12 protein-coding genes and 1 pseudogene are annotated in these 15,305 nt (G+C 64.5%); 9 read left to right on the forward strand and 4 right to left on the reverse strand.

Going from position 1 to position 15,305, the window contains the following annotated elements:
* Window positions 1-506 precede the first annotated feature (506 nt).
* Both SP6_RS02215 and SP6_RS02220 read left to right on the forward strand, forming a co-directional pair.
* Entirely contained in the window at window positions 507-2,735 is a 2,229-nt protein-coding gene (locus SP6_RS02215; RefSeq protein ID WP_007405872.1) for a methyl-accepting chemotaxis protein, read from the forward strand.
* A 141-nt stretch (window positions 2,736-2,876) separates the two neighbouring features.
* Window positions 2,877-4,235 carry a hypothetical protein gene (locus tag SP6_RS02220; protein ID WP_050794203.1) on the forward strand — a complete coding sequence of 453 codons (1,359 nt, stop codon included), beginning with the start codon at window positions 2,877-2,879 and terminating at the stop codon, window positions 4,233-4,235.
* 110 nt (window positions 4,236-4,345) lie between these two features.
* On the opposite strand, the pseudogene SP6_RS21425 reads toward SP6_RS02220, so the two are convergent.
* Window positions 4,346-4,534, reverse strand: a pseudogene (locus SP6_RS21425) (IS3 family transposase); the annotation flags it as partial.
* Window positions 4,535-4,803: 269 nt separating this feature from the next.
* Between SP6_RS21425 and SP6_RS02230 the strand changes: the two are divergent.
* Genes SP6_RS02230 through SP6_RS02245 form a run of 4 tightly spaced genes read left to right on the forward strand, consistent with a single transcriptional unit; the run spans window position 4,804 to window position 6,837 of the window.
* The gene (locus SP6_RS02230; RefSeq protein WP_227876661.1) at window positions 4,804-5,835 is read left to right on the forward strand and encodes an SPL family radical SAM protein; all 1,032 of its coding nucleotides are present in this window, start codon (window positions 4,804-4,806) and stop codon (window positions 5,833-5,835) included.
* Window positions 5,832-6,332, forward strand: a complete 501-nt coding sequence (locus SP6_RS02235; RefSeq protein WP_007405863.1) for a metallophosphoesterase — start codon at window positions 5,832-5,834, stop codon at window positions 6,330-6,332. The genes SP6_RS02230 and SP6_RS02235 overlap by 4 nt, the downstream gene beginning before the upstream one ends.
* Window positions 6,333-6,340: 8 nt before the next feature.
* The gene (locus SP6_RS02240; RefSeq protein WP_113667941.1) at window positions 6,341-6,538 is read left to right on the forward strand and encodes a hypothetical protein; all 198 of its coding nucleotides are present in this window, start codon (window positions 6,341-6,343) and stop codon (window positions 6,536-6,538) included.
* A 50-nt stretch (window positions 6,539-6,588) separates the two neighbouring features.
* A complete protein-coding gene (locus SP6_RS02245) occupies window positions 6,589-6,837 on the forward strand; it encodes a hypothetical protein (protein WP_007405868.1) in 249 nt (82 codons plus the stop codon).
* A gap of 84 nt (window positions 6,838-6,921) precedes the next feature.
* Here the strand turns inward: SP6_RS02245 and SP6_RS02250 are convergent, their stop codons facing one another.
* Both SP6_RS02250 and SP6_RS02255 read right to left on the reverse strand, forming a co-directional pair.
* A complete protein-coding gene (locus SP6_RS02250) occupies window positions 6,922-8,460 on the reverse strand; it encodes a GMC family oxidoreductase (RefSeq protein WP_007405896.1) in 1,539 nt (512 codons plus the stop codon).
* On the reverse strand, window positions 8,457-9,812 hold the full coding sequence (locus SP6_RS02255) for an alpha/beta fold hydrolase (protein ID WP_007405916.1): 1,356 nt from the start codon (window positions 9,810-9,812) through the stop codon (window positions 8,457-8,459). The genes SP6_RS02250 and SP6_RS02255 overlap by 4 nt, the downstream gene beginning before the upstream one ends.
* Before the next feature lie 192 nt (window positions 9,813-10,004).
* Between SP6_RS02255 and SP6_RS02260 the strand changes: the two genes are divergently transcribed.
* From SP6_RS02260 to SP6_RS02270, 3 genes are all read left to right on the forward strand, one after another.
* Window positions 10,005-10,574 (forward strand): Dps family protein, encoded by a 570-nt coding sequence (locus SP6_RS02260; protein WP_007405884.1) that lies wholly within the window; start codon window positions 10,005-10,007, stop codon window positions 10,572-10,574.
* A gap of 35 nt (window positions 10,575-10,609) precedes the next feature.
* Window positions 10,610-12,127 (forward strand): FAD-dependent oxidoreductase, encoded by a 1,518-nt coding sequence (locus SP6_RS02265; protein WP_037569248.1) that lies wholly within the window; start codon window positions 10,610-10,612, stop codon window positions 12,125-12,127.
* Window positions 12,128-12,392: 265 nt separating this feature from the next.
* Window positions 12,393-14,351 carry a putative bifunctional diguanylate cyclase/phosphodiesterase gene (locus SP6_RS02270; protein WP_042468374.1) on the forward strand — a complete coding sequence of 653 codons (1,959 nt, stop codon included), beginning with the start codon at window positions 12,393-12,395 and terminating at the stop codon, window positions 14,349-14,351.
* Here SP6_RS02270 and SP6_RS02275 read toward each other — a convergent pair whose 3' ends face one another.
* Window positions 14,352-15,260: a crotonase/enoyl-CoA hydratase family protein gene (locus SP6_RS02275; protein WP_007405907.1), complete on the reverse strand. Its 909-nt coding sequence runs from the start codon at window positions 15,258-15,260 to the stop codon at window positions 14,352-14,354.
* Window positions 15,261-15,305 lie beyond the last annotated feature (45 nt).

Below are 15,305 nucleotides of genomic sequence, written 5' to 3' on the forward strand. Positions count from 1 at the left end.
GCCTCGGGCCGTCCGACCTCAGCCTTTCGTTGCTCCCGCCCAGGGTCGTCGTTCCAGCGTAGAGCTGGAAACGACGGTTTCGTCCCGATCCCAGCTGTTCCATGCGCCTGCACGGGCTGGCCGAGGGGCGCTATTCGCCTGAACGAACGGCGGGTTTTGGGGATCGTCTCAACGGCGTTGAGGGGCCACAAATGGGTCAAAGACACATCACAATTGTATCAAGAGATATTTGTCTATCGCAAAGGCAGGCATCATCTTAACCCCCGCTTGGACTGCAACCATCTACATTATTCCCGCGTCCGGCAGGAGCTATCGCAATGAAGTCTCGAATATATTCAAATCAAATAATGGTGTAAATGGCGTAGATTGATCCAAAGCAATCTAACAAAATCTCTCAGATCGATCCGCTTATCATGACGTTCGAGCGAGGTTAAAAAGCCTTGGCGTTCATAGTAACGCTTATTTACCGACTCCCGGCGTAGAACGCTTTCTCGAGGGAGGGAGCGGTGCAGACAAAGACATTGAAATCGCTGGCGACGATGCTGAGCATGCGTGGCATGCTGACGGTGGCGTGTTTCGTCGCGCTGGGTTCGGCGGTGACGGGCGTGATGCTGGAGCAATCGGCCAAGACGCGGGCGCAGGAGACGGGGGGCATCGTCGCCGATCAGGTGACGGCCGAAATCCGCACCCAGTTCGAACGCCCCATCGGCATCGCCGGTGGGCTGAAGGCAGCGATCGCGGCGGCCAGGGCGCAGGGCATTGCCAGCCGGGAGGCGCATAACGGCATCCTGAAATCCACGCTGATGACCAACCCCGAACTGATCGGCACCTGGATCGGGTGGGAGCCCAATGCCTTTGACGGTCGAGACGCCAGTTTTGCCGGTACGCCCGGCTATGATCGTACCGGTCGCTTCCTGCCCTATTGGCATCATGCGGGCGATGACGCGGCGGTCGAGCCGCTGACCGGCTATGAGAAGCCGGGCAAGGGCGACTGGTATCTGGTCCCGCGCCAGACCGGACGGCCCCTGATGTGGGGGCCGAGCCTGTATGAGGTGGCGGGCAAGAAGACGCTGATGGCCTCGGTCGTGCTGCCCTATCAGGAACAGGGACGCACGGTCGCGGTGCTGGGCGTCGATCTGGGGCTGGGCGACCTCTCCAATCGGATCGGCGCGATTCATTTGCCCTATGACGGCAATGTCGAGGTTTTGTCGGAAAAGGATCTCTACGCTTACACCAGCGACAAGGCGGCGCTGGGCAAGCCGGGGCCGCATTTCACGCCGGGCTATTCGGTGGTCGACGACCCGGCGATGGGGAAGGTCATCCAGATCATACGCCCGATCCGTTTCGACGGGTTCGACCGCGGCTGGATCGTGCGCGTGCGTTTGCCGATGAGCGCGGTGCTGGCCGATGCGCGCCAGGCGGAACTGGTCCTCCTGATCTCGGCACTGGTGATGGTCGCGGGACTGGCCTTCGTGCTGCGCCGCATGTCCAAGCGGCTGGTCGGCGATCCGCTGGCCGATCTGTCGGCGGAGATGGAGCATGTCGCCTCGGGCGATCTGAGCGATCCGGTGCGCGCGGACGCCAAGGCGCAGGAGATCGCCAAGATGCGGATGGCGGTCGACGTGTTTCGCCAGACGGCGCGCGAGAAGCGGGTCGCGGACCAGAATCAGGAACAGGTCGTCACCAGCCTGGCCGACGCGCTGCAGGGGCTGGCGGCGGGCGATCTGTCGACCCGGCTGACCGCGCAGTTCAGCGGCGAATATCAGCGCATCCAGAGCAATTTCAACGATGCGGTCGGTCGCCTTGCCGATGCCATGAAAAAGGTGGCGAGCAGCGCCGGCGACGTCAGCGCCGGATCGCGCGAGATCAGCGTGGCGGCAGACGATCTGTCGCGCCGCACCGAGCAACAGGCGGCCAGCCTGGAGGAGACCGCCGCAGCGATCGATGAGATCACCGTCACCATCCGCCAGACGGCCGAGGACGCCGCGCGTACCAACACCGTGGTGGGACAGGCCCGTGCCGAGGCCAAACGCTCGGGCGATGTGGTACGCCAGGCGATCCAGGCGATGGACGGCATCGAACGGTCCTCCGCCGAGATCGCCGACATCATTTCGGTGATCGACGGCATCGCCTTCCAGACCAACCTTCTCGCGCTCAACGCCGGGGTCGAAGCGGCGCGCGCGGGCGACGCGGGCAAGGGCTTTGCCGTCGTCGCCTCCGAAGTCCGCGCGCTGGCACAACGCTCGGCGGATGCCGCCAAGGACGTCAAGCAGCGGGTGACCGCCTCCACCGCGCATGTCGAGGCCGGCGTTGGCCTGGTGTCGGAGACGGGGCGCTCGCTCGACCTGATCATCGAACGGGTGGGTGAGATCGAGGGGCTGGTCGCCGGAATCACCTCGGCCACCCAGCAACAGGCGGGCGGACTGCAACAGGTCAATATCGCGGTGTCCGAGATGGACGGCGTGACCCAGCAGAACGCCGCCATGGTCGAGGAAACCACCGCCGAGGCGCGCAACCTGGCCGCCGAGGCCGAGGTGCTGGCCAGCGAAGTCGCCCGCTTCCGCCTGAGCGAGGACGGACCGGTCGCGGCGCTGGCCTCACGCCATGATGGCTTGCGTCGGGACGTGCCCCGCCCGGCAAGCGCCGCGCGCCCCGTCCGGCCCCCAAGCCGGCCGATCCTGGTGGCCGGCAACACGGCGCTGGCGGTGTCCAGCAACGACTGGTCGGAATTCTAACCGTTCATTGGCCGGCGGCCCCGGGGGGGCGGGAAGCTGGCCGGTCATTTCAAGCATAGCGGCATCGGTGTGCCCGATGGCGCGAATGGCGGCGCGTTGAGCCCGCACATCGCTGGCACACTCGCACCGAACAGGGGTATCATGACGTTCCTATCTTTCGCTGCCCTGGCGACGACCTTGTTCGCGGCCGATACATCCATCCCGCCAGCCGACGGGATCACTGCGTCGGTGGAGGTTCATTCCGGCGGTCCGCCGATGACGGGAGGCTGGACGCTGTCACCGGCCGATGTCATGCCCGACGACATGGCGTTACCGGCTTGGGTCGAGACGCCCGAGGTGGTGAGCCTGGCCGACCCGGCAAAGCCATCGCCAGCGCCCCGCCTGAAGCTGGGGATCGGGGTGCGCGGGCGGATCGACATCCGCTTCAACGACGTCAATGGCGCAGGGGACCGGGCGACCTCGACCCACGCCTCGTTCGATACGCTGATCCTCAGCGCCAATTATGACGGGCTGCGCTTCTTCGGGTCGGCCGATTACCGCTTCTACGGCGGTAATTTCATCTATGGCCGGCGCAACGGCTATCAGGGCTATCCCGGCGAGATCCAGTTCCTGTCCTATGCCTATGCCGGTGCCAAGCTGTCCCCGAACGACCGGGTGACGGTCGGCATCCAGCCGGTGCCGTTCGACGACCGCTATTGGGGGTCGTCCTGGTATAACAGCCTGGGCTTCGTCTACGGCCTGGAAGAGGTCTATAATACCGGCATCAGCTATACGCATAGCGACGACCGGGTCAGCGTGTCGGCGGGCTTCTTCCCCGTCGCCGGTCCGCCCGGCATCGGCAACAGCCGCGACAGCGCGCGCTATTCGGTCAATATCGTCCGGGGCGATCCCTATCTGCCCTTCGCCTCGCGCAATGCCGAGCGCAACATGGCGATCGGCAAGGTCCGCTATACGCTGGCGAGCACCGCGCGCGGGCAGCTCAGCGTCACCGGATCGGGCTGGGCCTCGCAGGTTCACAGTTTCGACACCGGCGAGAATGGGTCGCGCCATGCCTTCGCGCTCAGCCTGAAGGACGACCGTCGTCCGCTGCGCTTCAAGCTGCTCGCCGCGCATCAGGACATCGATCCGCGCAATGCCGAGCGCAACGACCTGATCGCGGTTGGCGACTATGACTTTTCCTATAATATCGCCGCGAAGGGAACGCTGACCTTCGCCGAGATGGGTTACGCGGTCGATACCGGGTCATTTCCCTTCAGCTTGGACGTCTATGCCAGCTATGCCCGCGTCCTGAAAAAGGCCGCCTTCGCCGATACGCAGCGCATCAATGTCGGCGCCTTCTGGAACGACAAGGCGAGCAAGCGTATCCGCATCTGGACGGAGATGCTGGTCGGCCGGAACGACCCCTATGTCGGTGCCGGTCAATTTACCTCGGGCGCAGCGCAAGGGGGCGATAACCGATGGAAGGCGTCTGTCCTGATGATGTTCGGCTATTATATGTAACACTGGCTTTTATGTGCAGCGGCGTCCTGATGTTCCATTAGCCGAAAGCACGGCTGTCAAAGTCAAATATGAATTTTGCTTTGAATGACCTTTGATGGCGCCTGCCGCTTGAACGATTCCACAAAGGCATTATCGGTCGGCTTGCCGGCCCTGCTGAAGCCCAACGTCACCCGGTTGATGTACGCCCAATGGTCGAGCGCCCAGGAGATAAAATCCGGCCCGTTGTCCACGCGGATTTTGGTGGGCGAAGATCCGCGATCGAACAATAGGCGGTCGAGCACGTCGACGACCTGCTCGCCCGTGAACTTCGATTTTTTCAGGCAAAATCTCCGGTTCGCTTCAGCTTCGACTTTGCCAGATTTCTCTCATTCTCAATGGAGGCATTTTCCGGGACGGGGGCACGGTCCTCGGTCCGTGCCCTGCCGTTTAAGTCGCTTGCAAAGTTTGAAATATCTGTTCGAGAGCGGTGGCGTTTCGCGGACCATCCGGCGGCGCGGATCGTTGACCGGCGATGGCGAGTGCCGCAAACCCACAATATTCCACACGGTCGGCATGGCGGCCGCGTCGGTTGCTGATCACTCGTTCGGCGATGGCGTTCGCCCATGGCCGCGAGATGGTCGAGCGCGCCGTCGCTTATGGCGTGGAGATCGTCGAACTGCCCGGCGACCGTCTCAACCTGGGCCTGCCCGATGACCCGCGCCAAGCCTATGCCGCCGCCAAGTCAACCTTGGCCGTGGTCGTCGCACCGCCCTCCAAGCGAAAGCTGCAGCCGATCGCCCCGAGCGCCGACTGGCGGGTCGATCTGGCGGAGGGGTGCCCGGCACATTGCAGCTATTGCTATCTCGCCGGGTCGTTGAAGGGGCCGCCGATCACCCGCGCCTATGCCAATCTCGACGAGATACTGGAGAGCCTGCCGGCCTATCTGGGGCAGGGGACCATCACCTCGCGCAATCGCGACCGGGTGCATGAAGGTACGACGTTCGAGGCGTCCTGCTATACCGATCCGCTTGCACTGGAGCCGATCACCGGATCACTGTCGCGCGCCATTGCCGGGTTCGGGCGATGGGAGGCGCCGGTCCAGTTGCGCTTCACGACCAAATTCGCCGATGTCGCGCCATTGCTCGCGCTCGATCATCAGGGGCGGACGCGGATGCGGGCATCGATCAACCCCCGTCTGTTTGCGCGTTTCGAGGGCGGAACCTCGCCGGTTGCAGAGCGGCTGGTGGCGCTTCGGCGGATGGCGCTGGCGGGCTATCCGGTCGGGCTCACCATCGCGCCGATCATCGCGGCGGAGGGCTGGCGGGAGGCCTATGGCGCGTTGCTGGCGGATGCGGGTGCCGCGCTGGCGGATGTGCCGGGGCTCGACCTGACCGTCGAACTGATCACCCACCGCTTCACCAGCGGATCGAAGACGGTGCTTGATAGCTGGTATCCCGGCTCGGCACTCGACATGGGATCGGCCAACCGTACGACGAAGCGGACGAAGTTCGGCACCGAGAAGCAGGTCTATGATGCCGAGACGATGCGCAGATTGCGTCGGTTTTTCGAGGAGCGGATCGCCTTGGCGCTGCCATTTGCGCGTATCCTCTATTGGACATGACGATCTTCTTCACCGCCGACACCCATTTCGGCGACCACCGCACCATCAATATCCAGAAGCGGCCCTTTGCCAGCGTCGGCGAGATGGATGCGGTGTTGATCGAGCGCTGGAACGCGATGGTCGGGCCGGACGATATCGTCTGGCATCTGGGCGATGTGGCGAGGCGGGCGGCGGATGTGCCCGCACTGCTCGACCGGCTGCACGGCACCAAGCATCTTCTGCGCGGCAATAACGATCCCGATGCGACCCTCACCGCGATAGGCTGGGCGAGTGTCGGCGATTATGCAGAGATCGTGGTCGATGGCGAGGCGTTAGTCCTGTGCCACTATCCGTTTCGTAGCTGGAACGGGCAGCATAGGGGCACGCTGAACCTGCACGGGCACAGCCATGGCCGCCTGAAACCCATGCCCCGTCAGTTCGATGTCGGCGTCGACGTTCAGGAATTTGCTCCGGTAACGCTGGAGCGGCTTCTCAGGGCGACCAGAAAGGTGCGATAGGCGGTGTCATGTTGAAGACACGTATGAAGCGGATCGCGGACCACCAGGCGGCGGCGGCACGAACGATCGCCCTGATCGAGGCATCGGTCGTCGCGCTGAGCGATGACGATCTGCTCGATCTGGCGGATATATTTTCCGGTGCATCGCCGTCGCCGCTGGGGGAGATGGCGTCGGCGGAAATGGCGAAGCGCGGCATCGCCCTGTAAGGCCCGCCCGATGGTCTGGCGGGACATGATCAGAACCATAGGATGATCCAATGGCGGCTTTTGACGACAGCTTCGATCCCGAACTCGGTGTGGCCTGCAACCGGTTGGCGGCCTGGGTGGAGTCGCTGCCGCAGGATGCGCTGATCGATCCCGCGTCGCAATTGGGGGAGCAGGATTTGGCGCTGATCCTGCGGCATCTTTACGCGACGCGGCTTGACGCCGTGGGCGAAAGAGCCCCCGTCCAGACGGCGCCGCATCCCGCGCCGCGCGCGTCGGTGCCGGTGACCGCGAAAAACTGACCCCGGGGCACGGCGGTCGCGTCGGAATGGGCAAGCTTGGCGGGTATCCCTTGGCTTTCTCAAAGGGCTCACACCGCTCGTTCTTCATCCTGATGAAGCCAGAAACCGATCGGCGGTGCGCAGCGACAGCGCCATGATGGTCAGCGCCGGATTGGCCGCCAGCGCGCTGGGGAAGACCGAGTTGTCGCAAATCCACAGATTGGGGATGTCGAAGCTGCGCCCCTCCGCATCGACCACCGCCTCGTCGCCATGGTGACCCATACGGCAGGTGCCGATCGTGTGTGCCGAGCGATCGACCGCGAAGATATCCTGGGCACCGGCCGCTTCCCAGATGGCGGTCATGGTCTGGCGGGCGTGGCGATCGATCGCCTGCTCATTCTCATGATAGCTGAAATCGATCCTGGCCTTGCGATGGCCAAAGGCGTCGGTCTCGTCGGATAGGGTCAGCCGGTTGTCGGAATGCGGCAGGCATTCGCCATTGATGCCGATCCCGGCCATCCGATTATAATGGTGCAGGATCATTTGAAGGCGCGTGCCCCACATGCCGGCACCACGTGCCAGCCCGGTCGCCAGATTGACCGGCAACACGCCCAGGCTCTGGATCAGATAACCGCCGGCACAGCCCGCCTCGGCAGGGCGCATCATGTCCTCGGTGATGAGCGAGGAGGGATAGCCGCGGTTCATCCGCATCTCGGCGTCGAAGCGGCCCCAGATCTGAGTGGCGACATGCGCCATGAAATTGCGGCCGACCTGTCCGCTGGAATTGGCGAGGCCCAGATTGAGCAGCAGGCGCGGGCTCTCCACGCCGCCGGCGCACAGGAAGACGGCGCGGCAGCGTTGGCGGAGGTCCTCGCCATCCTGGCGATAGACGACGCCGGTGATCCGGCCGGCATGATCTACCTCGAGCGACACGACGCGCGCACCCGGCCGAACCTCTGCCCCATGCGCGACCGCAAAGGGCAGGTAGCTGGTGTCCATGCTCGTCTTCGAGGCGTTGCGGCACCCCTGATGGCAGGTGCCGCAATTCACACAGGCTTGCCGCTGTCCCCAATAAGGCTGGTCGTGGTCGCGCGATACCAGGGCGGCGGGCGCATCGGTGGCGGTGATTCCGATCGCTTCGCATCCCCGCGCCATCGCATCGGCGGACGCATTGCGCGGAACCGGCGGATAGGCATAGCGCCGTCCCGGGTCCCAGGGATAGGTGGCCGGGCCGGATACGCCGGTAAAGCCCTCTACCTCCTGGATATAAGCCAGCAGTTCGGCATGCGGGATCGGCCAATCGGCGCCCTGCCCGGTCAGCGTCTTGAGTTGCAGGTCACGCGGATCGGGGCGAGGGCAAAAGGCACCCCAATGGAGCGTCGATCCGCCGACGCCCATGCCCGAATTGTTCGAGCCGAAGGCTGTCGGATCGGCGCCACCGCTCAGCCGCTCGTCCATCCAGTAAATGTCGGCCGCCAGTTCGTCGGCGACATGGTCGTTGGGGGCAAAGGAGCGGCCTGCCTCCAGCGCGACGACCGACAGACCCGCCTTGGCCAGACGTGCGGTAAGGGGGGCGCCACCCGCGCCCGTACCGATGACCACCGCATCGACCATTTCGCCCAGGCCATAGGGCGCGCGGCTCACGCCTTTGTCTCCCGGATCTTCTGCCAGGCTTCGACGTCGTTGGCGGCCGTGCGGGAGTAACCCTGTTTGCGCGGACCGTCGCCGCCCACCGCAAATCCGTCATAGCCGATCGCCGCCATGGTGGAGGGCAGCGAAACCCATTGACGTACAACCTCCGCGCGGACGTCTTGAAACCACAGTGCCATCTGTTCGGGCGACAGATGATTGCCATCATCGGCGAGGCCGCCCTGACCCGCGGCGATCCGCTCCAGCCAATCACCCTGCTCGCCTTCGCCAAGCGCGACGAACCCACCCGCCAGGGCGTCCAGTGTCGCCAGGCCGCGAACCCAGGCCTCGGCATCGCAGGAGAGGGCGGCGAAGCGCCATCCATCGCCCTTTCCTTCGGTCACGACCATTTCAACTCGCGACGCGAGATCGTTATCGGCCCCGACATCGGGGAGGATATGGGCGATCAAGCTGGCGGCGATCGCTCGGTGTTCCGGCGACCAATCGGACTCGCGATGGGGGACCGGGCGGGTCCGTTCCAACATGGCGGTGCGGGTCCGCTGGCTGACCCGGTCGGAGCCGAGAAGCTCGACGAACTCCGCCGGAAGGATCGACGGCGCGATGGTCGCGACATGATCCGCAATCAGCCGGGCCAGGGCTTCGGGCTGTTCATAGGGGATGAGATGCGCGGCCCCCTCCACCGAGCGAATCTCGGCATGACCATAGTGCGGCAGGTTCAACCGGCGCTGCGCGTCTTCCCCCAGGTCGCCATCTTCCGCGCCCGCGACAATCAGGGCGGGGATGGAGATGCGTCCGACCCGTGCACTCCAATCTTCCAGACTGCCGCGCTCCAGCCAGCCCAGCCACGCCTCGCGGCTCGATCGGCAGACATCGGCGACGGCCCGGTCGCGCCAGGGCTTGGGGAGCGGTTCGGCGGTGTTGGCATCGACGAAGGTCTCAGCATCCTCCTGCTCGATCGATCCGTTGTCGACCCAGCCGATCATCTGCTGGCGACGATCCTCCTCCATCGGCTCGGGGGAAGGGGGCGAGGCGGCCACCAGCACGACTCCGACGACACCCGCCAGCCCCGCCTCACCAGCGGCGGCGCGGCTGGCGACGATGGTGGCGATCTTGCCGCCCATACTGTGTCCGACCAGGATGCAGCCGGTCAGGCGATGGCGCCGAATTTGGTCGGCGAGGTCATCGGCCATCGTCGCGACATCGGCATAGCCTTCCTCCGCCCGCTCGCCGAAGCCGGGCAGGTCGAGCGCGATGCAGGTCGCGTCGGGCAGAGAGGCGCGTACCGCATCCCATTCGCGGTGGCTGGAGCCCAGGGCGTGAAGAAAAACCAAGGTGGGTCGGGTCATGCGGCCTCGCGAACAAAATCCCCTGCTGGACGTCGCAACGGCGGTAGCGTTCCGGGTTAAACACCGAGATCAGAAATTAATTTGGATCATCGGGGAGAATTGTCGCGTCATCCGGCATGTGGATGATTTCATGGAACCGTGCGCCGAGGCATGCGCTTCGCCACAATCCCTTTCCCAATTTGGAGTCTAGTCGTGGCAAAGACCGACGAAGCGCAGCCGCAATATCAGATCGAATATCGTGAAATCCAGGCTTTCGGTACGCTGAAAGACTTGCCGCTGGGCCTGTCGGACAATGCCCGCAAGCAGAGCGTTTCGATCCTCAATCAGGTTCTGGCCGATACGATGATGTTGCGTGACCTTTACAAGAAACATCATTGGCAGATGTCCGGCGCGACCTTCTACCAGCTCCATCTGCTGCTCGATACGCATTACGAGAAGCAGGCGGAACTGGTCGACATGGTCGCCGAGCGTATTCAGGCGCTGGGCGGTATCAGCATCGCGACGCCGCATGACGTGGCGGAAATGACCCGCATCCCGCGTCCGCCGCGTGGACGCGAGGATGTGCCGACCATGCTGGCGCGCCTGCTGGAAGCGCACAGGATCGTACTGGAACAGGCGCATGAGGGCGCCAAGACCGCCGATGAGTCCGGCGATGACGGTACCAACGACCTGCTGGTCAGCGACATCATCCGCTCCAACGAGCCGCAGGTCTGGTTCATCGGCGAGCATCTGGCTGCCACAGCGCTGCAGCGCGCGGATTGATCTCAGGCGAACCGGAAAAGGAAAAGGACGAGGCGATGGCGGAGCGTGATCTGGCGAAGGGCATCGCCTCGACCGAATTGGAGGAGGGGCAGATCGTCGCCGGGATGGTGGACGGACGCGATGTCGTCCTGGTCCGGCATCGGGGACGGGTCTGTGCCCTGTCCGGCCAATGTACCCATCTGAAAGCGCCGCTGATGGATGGGATCGTGGCCGACGGAACGTTGCGCTGTCCCTGGCACCATGCCCGGTTCGATCTGGAAACCGGTGAAGCTGTCGGCGCTCCGGCCTTCGCATCGCTCGACCGGTTCGCAGTGGTCGAAGAGGATGGGCAGGTGCGGATCGATGGGCCTGCCGCTCCAATCGAAAGGCCTGTTCCGAAGGCCGATGCCGGGATCGGGCGCATCGTCATCATCGGTGCGGGGGCGGCGGGCCATGCCTGTGCCGAAATGCTGGTGCGTCATGGTGCCGGGGCGGCGGTGACGATCATCGATGAAGAGGGCGATGCGCCCTATGATCGGACCTTCTGCTCCAAACAGTATCTGGCCGGCAAAGCGGATCGCGAGGATGCCGCGCTGCCGGCGCTGGGCGGGGTCGATTACCGTTCGGGCGTCGGGGTGGCCCGTATCGACCGGGATCGCAAGACGGCCGTCCTGCGCGACGGCACGGACATCTCCTATGACACGCTGGTACTTGCGACCGGCGCGTCTCCTGTGCAGGCGGAGTTTTACGGCGCGGACCGTAACGACGTTCATGTCATCCGCACCATGGCTGACGCCGATCGCCTGATCGCCGCCACCGCCGGTGTGGAGAAAGCGATCGTCATGGGTTCGAGCTATATCGGGCTGGAGGTGGCCGCCTCGCTGATCGCGCGCGGCCTGAGCGTGGTGGTCGTTTCCAGTGACGAACTGCCGCTGGAAAAGACCGCCGGGCCCGAGGTCGGGGCGATGATCCGTGACCTGCACCAGTCGAAGGGCGTCGAATTCCATCTCGGCCGTCGCATTGCGCGTTGGGATGGCAACGTGGCGATGCTGGACGATGGCACCCAAGTGGAGGGCGACATCGTCGTCGCCGGGATCGGAGTGACGCCGCGCATCGCTCTGGCCGAGGCGGCAGGCCTGACGCTCGCCGACAAGGCGGCCGGTGGTGGGGTTCAGGTAGACGCGATGCTGCGCACGTCGGACCCGGCCATCTGCGCGATTGGCGATATCGCCAGCGTGCCCGACCCCCGCCTTGGACACCCGATCCGCGTCGAACATTGGGTTGTGGCGCAGCGCATGGGGCAATGGCTTGCCCGCCATCTGCTCGGCCAGGTCGAAGGTGATTATCAGGATGTGCCCTTCTTCTGGTCGGGCCATTACGATCTCAGCCTGCGCTATGTCGGTCATGTGGCCGCCCCGGACGACCGGACGATCGACGGCAATGCCAGGGAGCAGGAGTTTGCCGTGTCCTTCGCCGAAGATGGCCGCGAACAGGCCATTCTCACGGCCGGGCGTGACGAACTGGGGTTGCAGAAAGAATATCGGTGGGAGCGGCCCCAAAACGGGCGCGGATAGCGGAATTGGATCCGGGTTCGGATCGATTCCAAGCCTCTGCATCGCCCTTCGTGGTCGATCGATATCGTCATCGATGCTGCATAAAATCCAGCATTTGGAGGGGATTGTCTCGTTACCGCTCCCACCATCAACTTCATCATGGCGTTCGATGGCCAGCATAGCCACCACCATGGGCATCGGTCAGGCAAGCGGATAGGACAACCATAGGTCAAAAGGCCCCTTGGCACTCCGGGCGGATCGGATAAGCATCGCTCAGGAGATTGATATGAAACGCTTAATCCGCCGGATGAAGCTTCTGCGCCATTCTGACGATCAAATCTCCGCACGGGTTCGCGCGGTTTTGGTGGAATCGCTCTACGCCTCACCGCGCTCGCTCATCATCGGCGCTTTGACCAGCAGTGCGATCGCGATGGTGGTAGCGGCGGTCAGTGGCGACGAATGGCTGATCGGATGCGCCGTGCTGATCGGGCTGGTGGGGGCGGTCCGAATCGTCGACGCGCTGCGGATGCGCGGCTCGGCGACGGTGCGGCAGCAGGAGCGGGGCTACCGCGTCGGGGCGCTGACCTATGCCGGGCTGCTGGGCGTATTCGGCCTGCTCACCCTGACGCGGACCGAGGACGGGGTACTCGATCTGCTGTCGGTCACCACCGCCATCGGCTATGCGGCGGGCATTGCGGGCCGCAATGCCGGGCGGCCGCTGATCGCGCTGTCGCAACTCTGCTTCGCGTCGCTGCCGCTGGCCTTCGGGCTTCTCCTGCCGCTCGATCCGCTCAAGGCATTGCTGGCGGCGGTCATCCTGTTCTTCGTGCTGGCGATGAGCGACATCACGCAGCAGACCTATGCCGCGATCCTGCGCGCGACCATCGCATCGGACGAGAAGGCGGCGCTGGCCGAGCATCATGCCCGGATGGCACGCCGTGACGACCTGACCGGCGTGGCCAATCGTACTGCCTTTCGCGAGCATTTCGAGGAACGGCTCCGCCTCCGGGCGGCATCGGAAAAGAAGCTGGCCTTGCTCTGGCTCGATCTCGATCGCTTCAAGGAGGTGAATGACTCCTTCGGCCATCTGGCCGGCAATGCCCTGCTCGTATCGGTCGCCCGGCGTCTGGAAGCGGTTCTGGGCGACCATGGCATCGTCGCCCGGCTCGGCGGGGATGAGTTCGCCGTCATCTGCTGCATTGCCGATGCGCAGGCGGCGGGCCGGATTGGAACGGCGATATTGGACTCGGTCCGCCAGTCGGTCCGCTTCAACGGTCATGAACTGCGCACCACCGCCTCGATCGGAATTGCCATTGCGCCGGACAATGGCAGCGATGCCGATACCCTGCTGAAAAATGCCGATCTCGCCTTGTATCGGGCCAAGGAGAAGGGGCGGGGGCGCTTCTTCTTCTACGAACCGTTGATGGACGAAAAGATCGAGCGGCGTCGCCAACTCGCCATTGCGCTCGATGGTGCGCTGGAGCGGGGCGAATTCGATCTGGCCTATCAGCCGATCTTCGACTTGGCGAAGGGGCGCATCACCTCGTGCGAGACGTTGCTGCGTTGGAACAGCCCGCAATTCGGCGCCGTCTCCCCCGCCGAGTTCATTCCGATCGTCGAGGACAATGCCCTGATCGTCAGCGTCGGCGACTGGGTATTGCGCCAGGCGTGCCGGACCGCCTCGACCTGGCCGGCCGAAGTCACCATCGCGGTCAATCTCTCGCCCGTGCAGTTGCGCGCGCCCGATCTGCCCCGCGCCGTCATGGCCGCGCTGGCGGCGAGCGGCCTGCCGCCCGAACGATTGACGCTGGAAGTGACCGAATCCGTCTTGCTCGACGATGTCGAACGCTCGCTGGCGGCGCTCAACGCGCTCAACCGGATTCATGTCTGCACCACGCTGGACGATTTCGGGACGGGCTATAGCTCGCTCAGCTATCTGACCCAGTTTCCGTTTCAGACGCTGAAGATCGACCGCTCCTTCGTCATCGATCTGGAACATAATCCCGCCTCCGTCGCGATCGTCCAGACCATCGTAGACCTTGCCGCGAAGCTGGGCATGCGGACCGTGGCGGAAGGGGTAGAAACGCCGGCACAGCTCGAACAGCTTCGGCGGACGCGGTGCGACGCGGTGCAGGGCTTCCTGCTCGCGCGGCCCATGCCGGCGGAGCAGGTGGTCGCGCTGTTTGCTGATCAGGACGCCGGTCATCAAGGCCCCGGGCGGCTGTTGCTGCCCGGGGCCGGTTGATCAGTCGGCGGCCTTGTCCAGCAATCGGGTCTGTGCGGCGACCAGTCGCTCCATCCGCTTCAGATCCGCCTCGGTCAGCCGCAACGCCGCCTCGGCCCACAGGTCCACCACCGCCTCCAGTTCCTCCAGCGGCAGGGGATTGACCGCGCGCGACGCCTCATAGATCGCACAATGCGCGCTGTGGCGGCGGTCGTTCTGGCGGATATAGTCGGCGACCATACGTCGCCCTTCGCCCGGCTCGGCAAGACCATGGATCAGCCCCATCTCATAAAGCTCTTCGGCGCTGTAGGTCCGGCCGCTCAGGATCATCCGCTCCGCCCGCGCTGCCCCCAGTCGGCGGGACAGGAAGCAATGCGCCCCCATGCCGGGGAACAGGCCGAACAGCGTCTCGGGCAGGCCGAAGCTGGTGCCGCGTTCGGCGATCACGACGTGGAAGGACAATAGCGCCTCGAACCCGCCACCCAGCGCATCACCCTCGACCAAGCCGATGGTGATGATCGGCCGCTCCAGCCCGCGCATGTTGCGGTGGAGAATCTGCACACAGGATCGGCCGTAACGGGATAGCGCGGCATGATCGCGGGTGCGGATGGCATGGGCGAACAGGTCCAGGTCGCCGCCCAGCGAAAACACGCCGGGAAAGCGCGAGCCGAGCACCAGATAGCGGATCGGCATCGCGCCCGTGTCGACGGCATCGACGATGTCCTCCTGCCAGCGCACGAAATCGCGGAGGAGGTCGGGATTGAAGCTGGGCCGGTTGCGGGGCCGCATGTCGGTCCAGAGCGTTTGCGTGTCCTGGTCGTGGCGGATCGCCAGTTGGTCGAACTGGAACAGGGGTGTTGCCCGCTCCGTTCCGATGCCGGGATGCGGGGCATGTAGGTTCGTCGTCCAATTGGGGTTGTGGATCGTCATCGCGTCTACTTTCGAAATGCAGCACCATGCTGCACGTCGAAAATA

The sequence above is a fragment of the Sphingomonas paucimobilis NBRC 13935 genome, from assembly GCF_000739895.2.
GTDB classification, from domain to species: domain Bacteria; phylum Pseudomonadota; class Alphaproteobacteria; order Sphingomonadales; family Sphingomonadaceae; genus Sphingomonas; species Sphingomonas paucimobilis.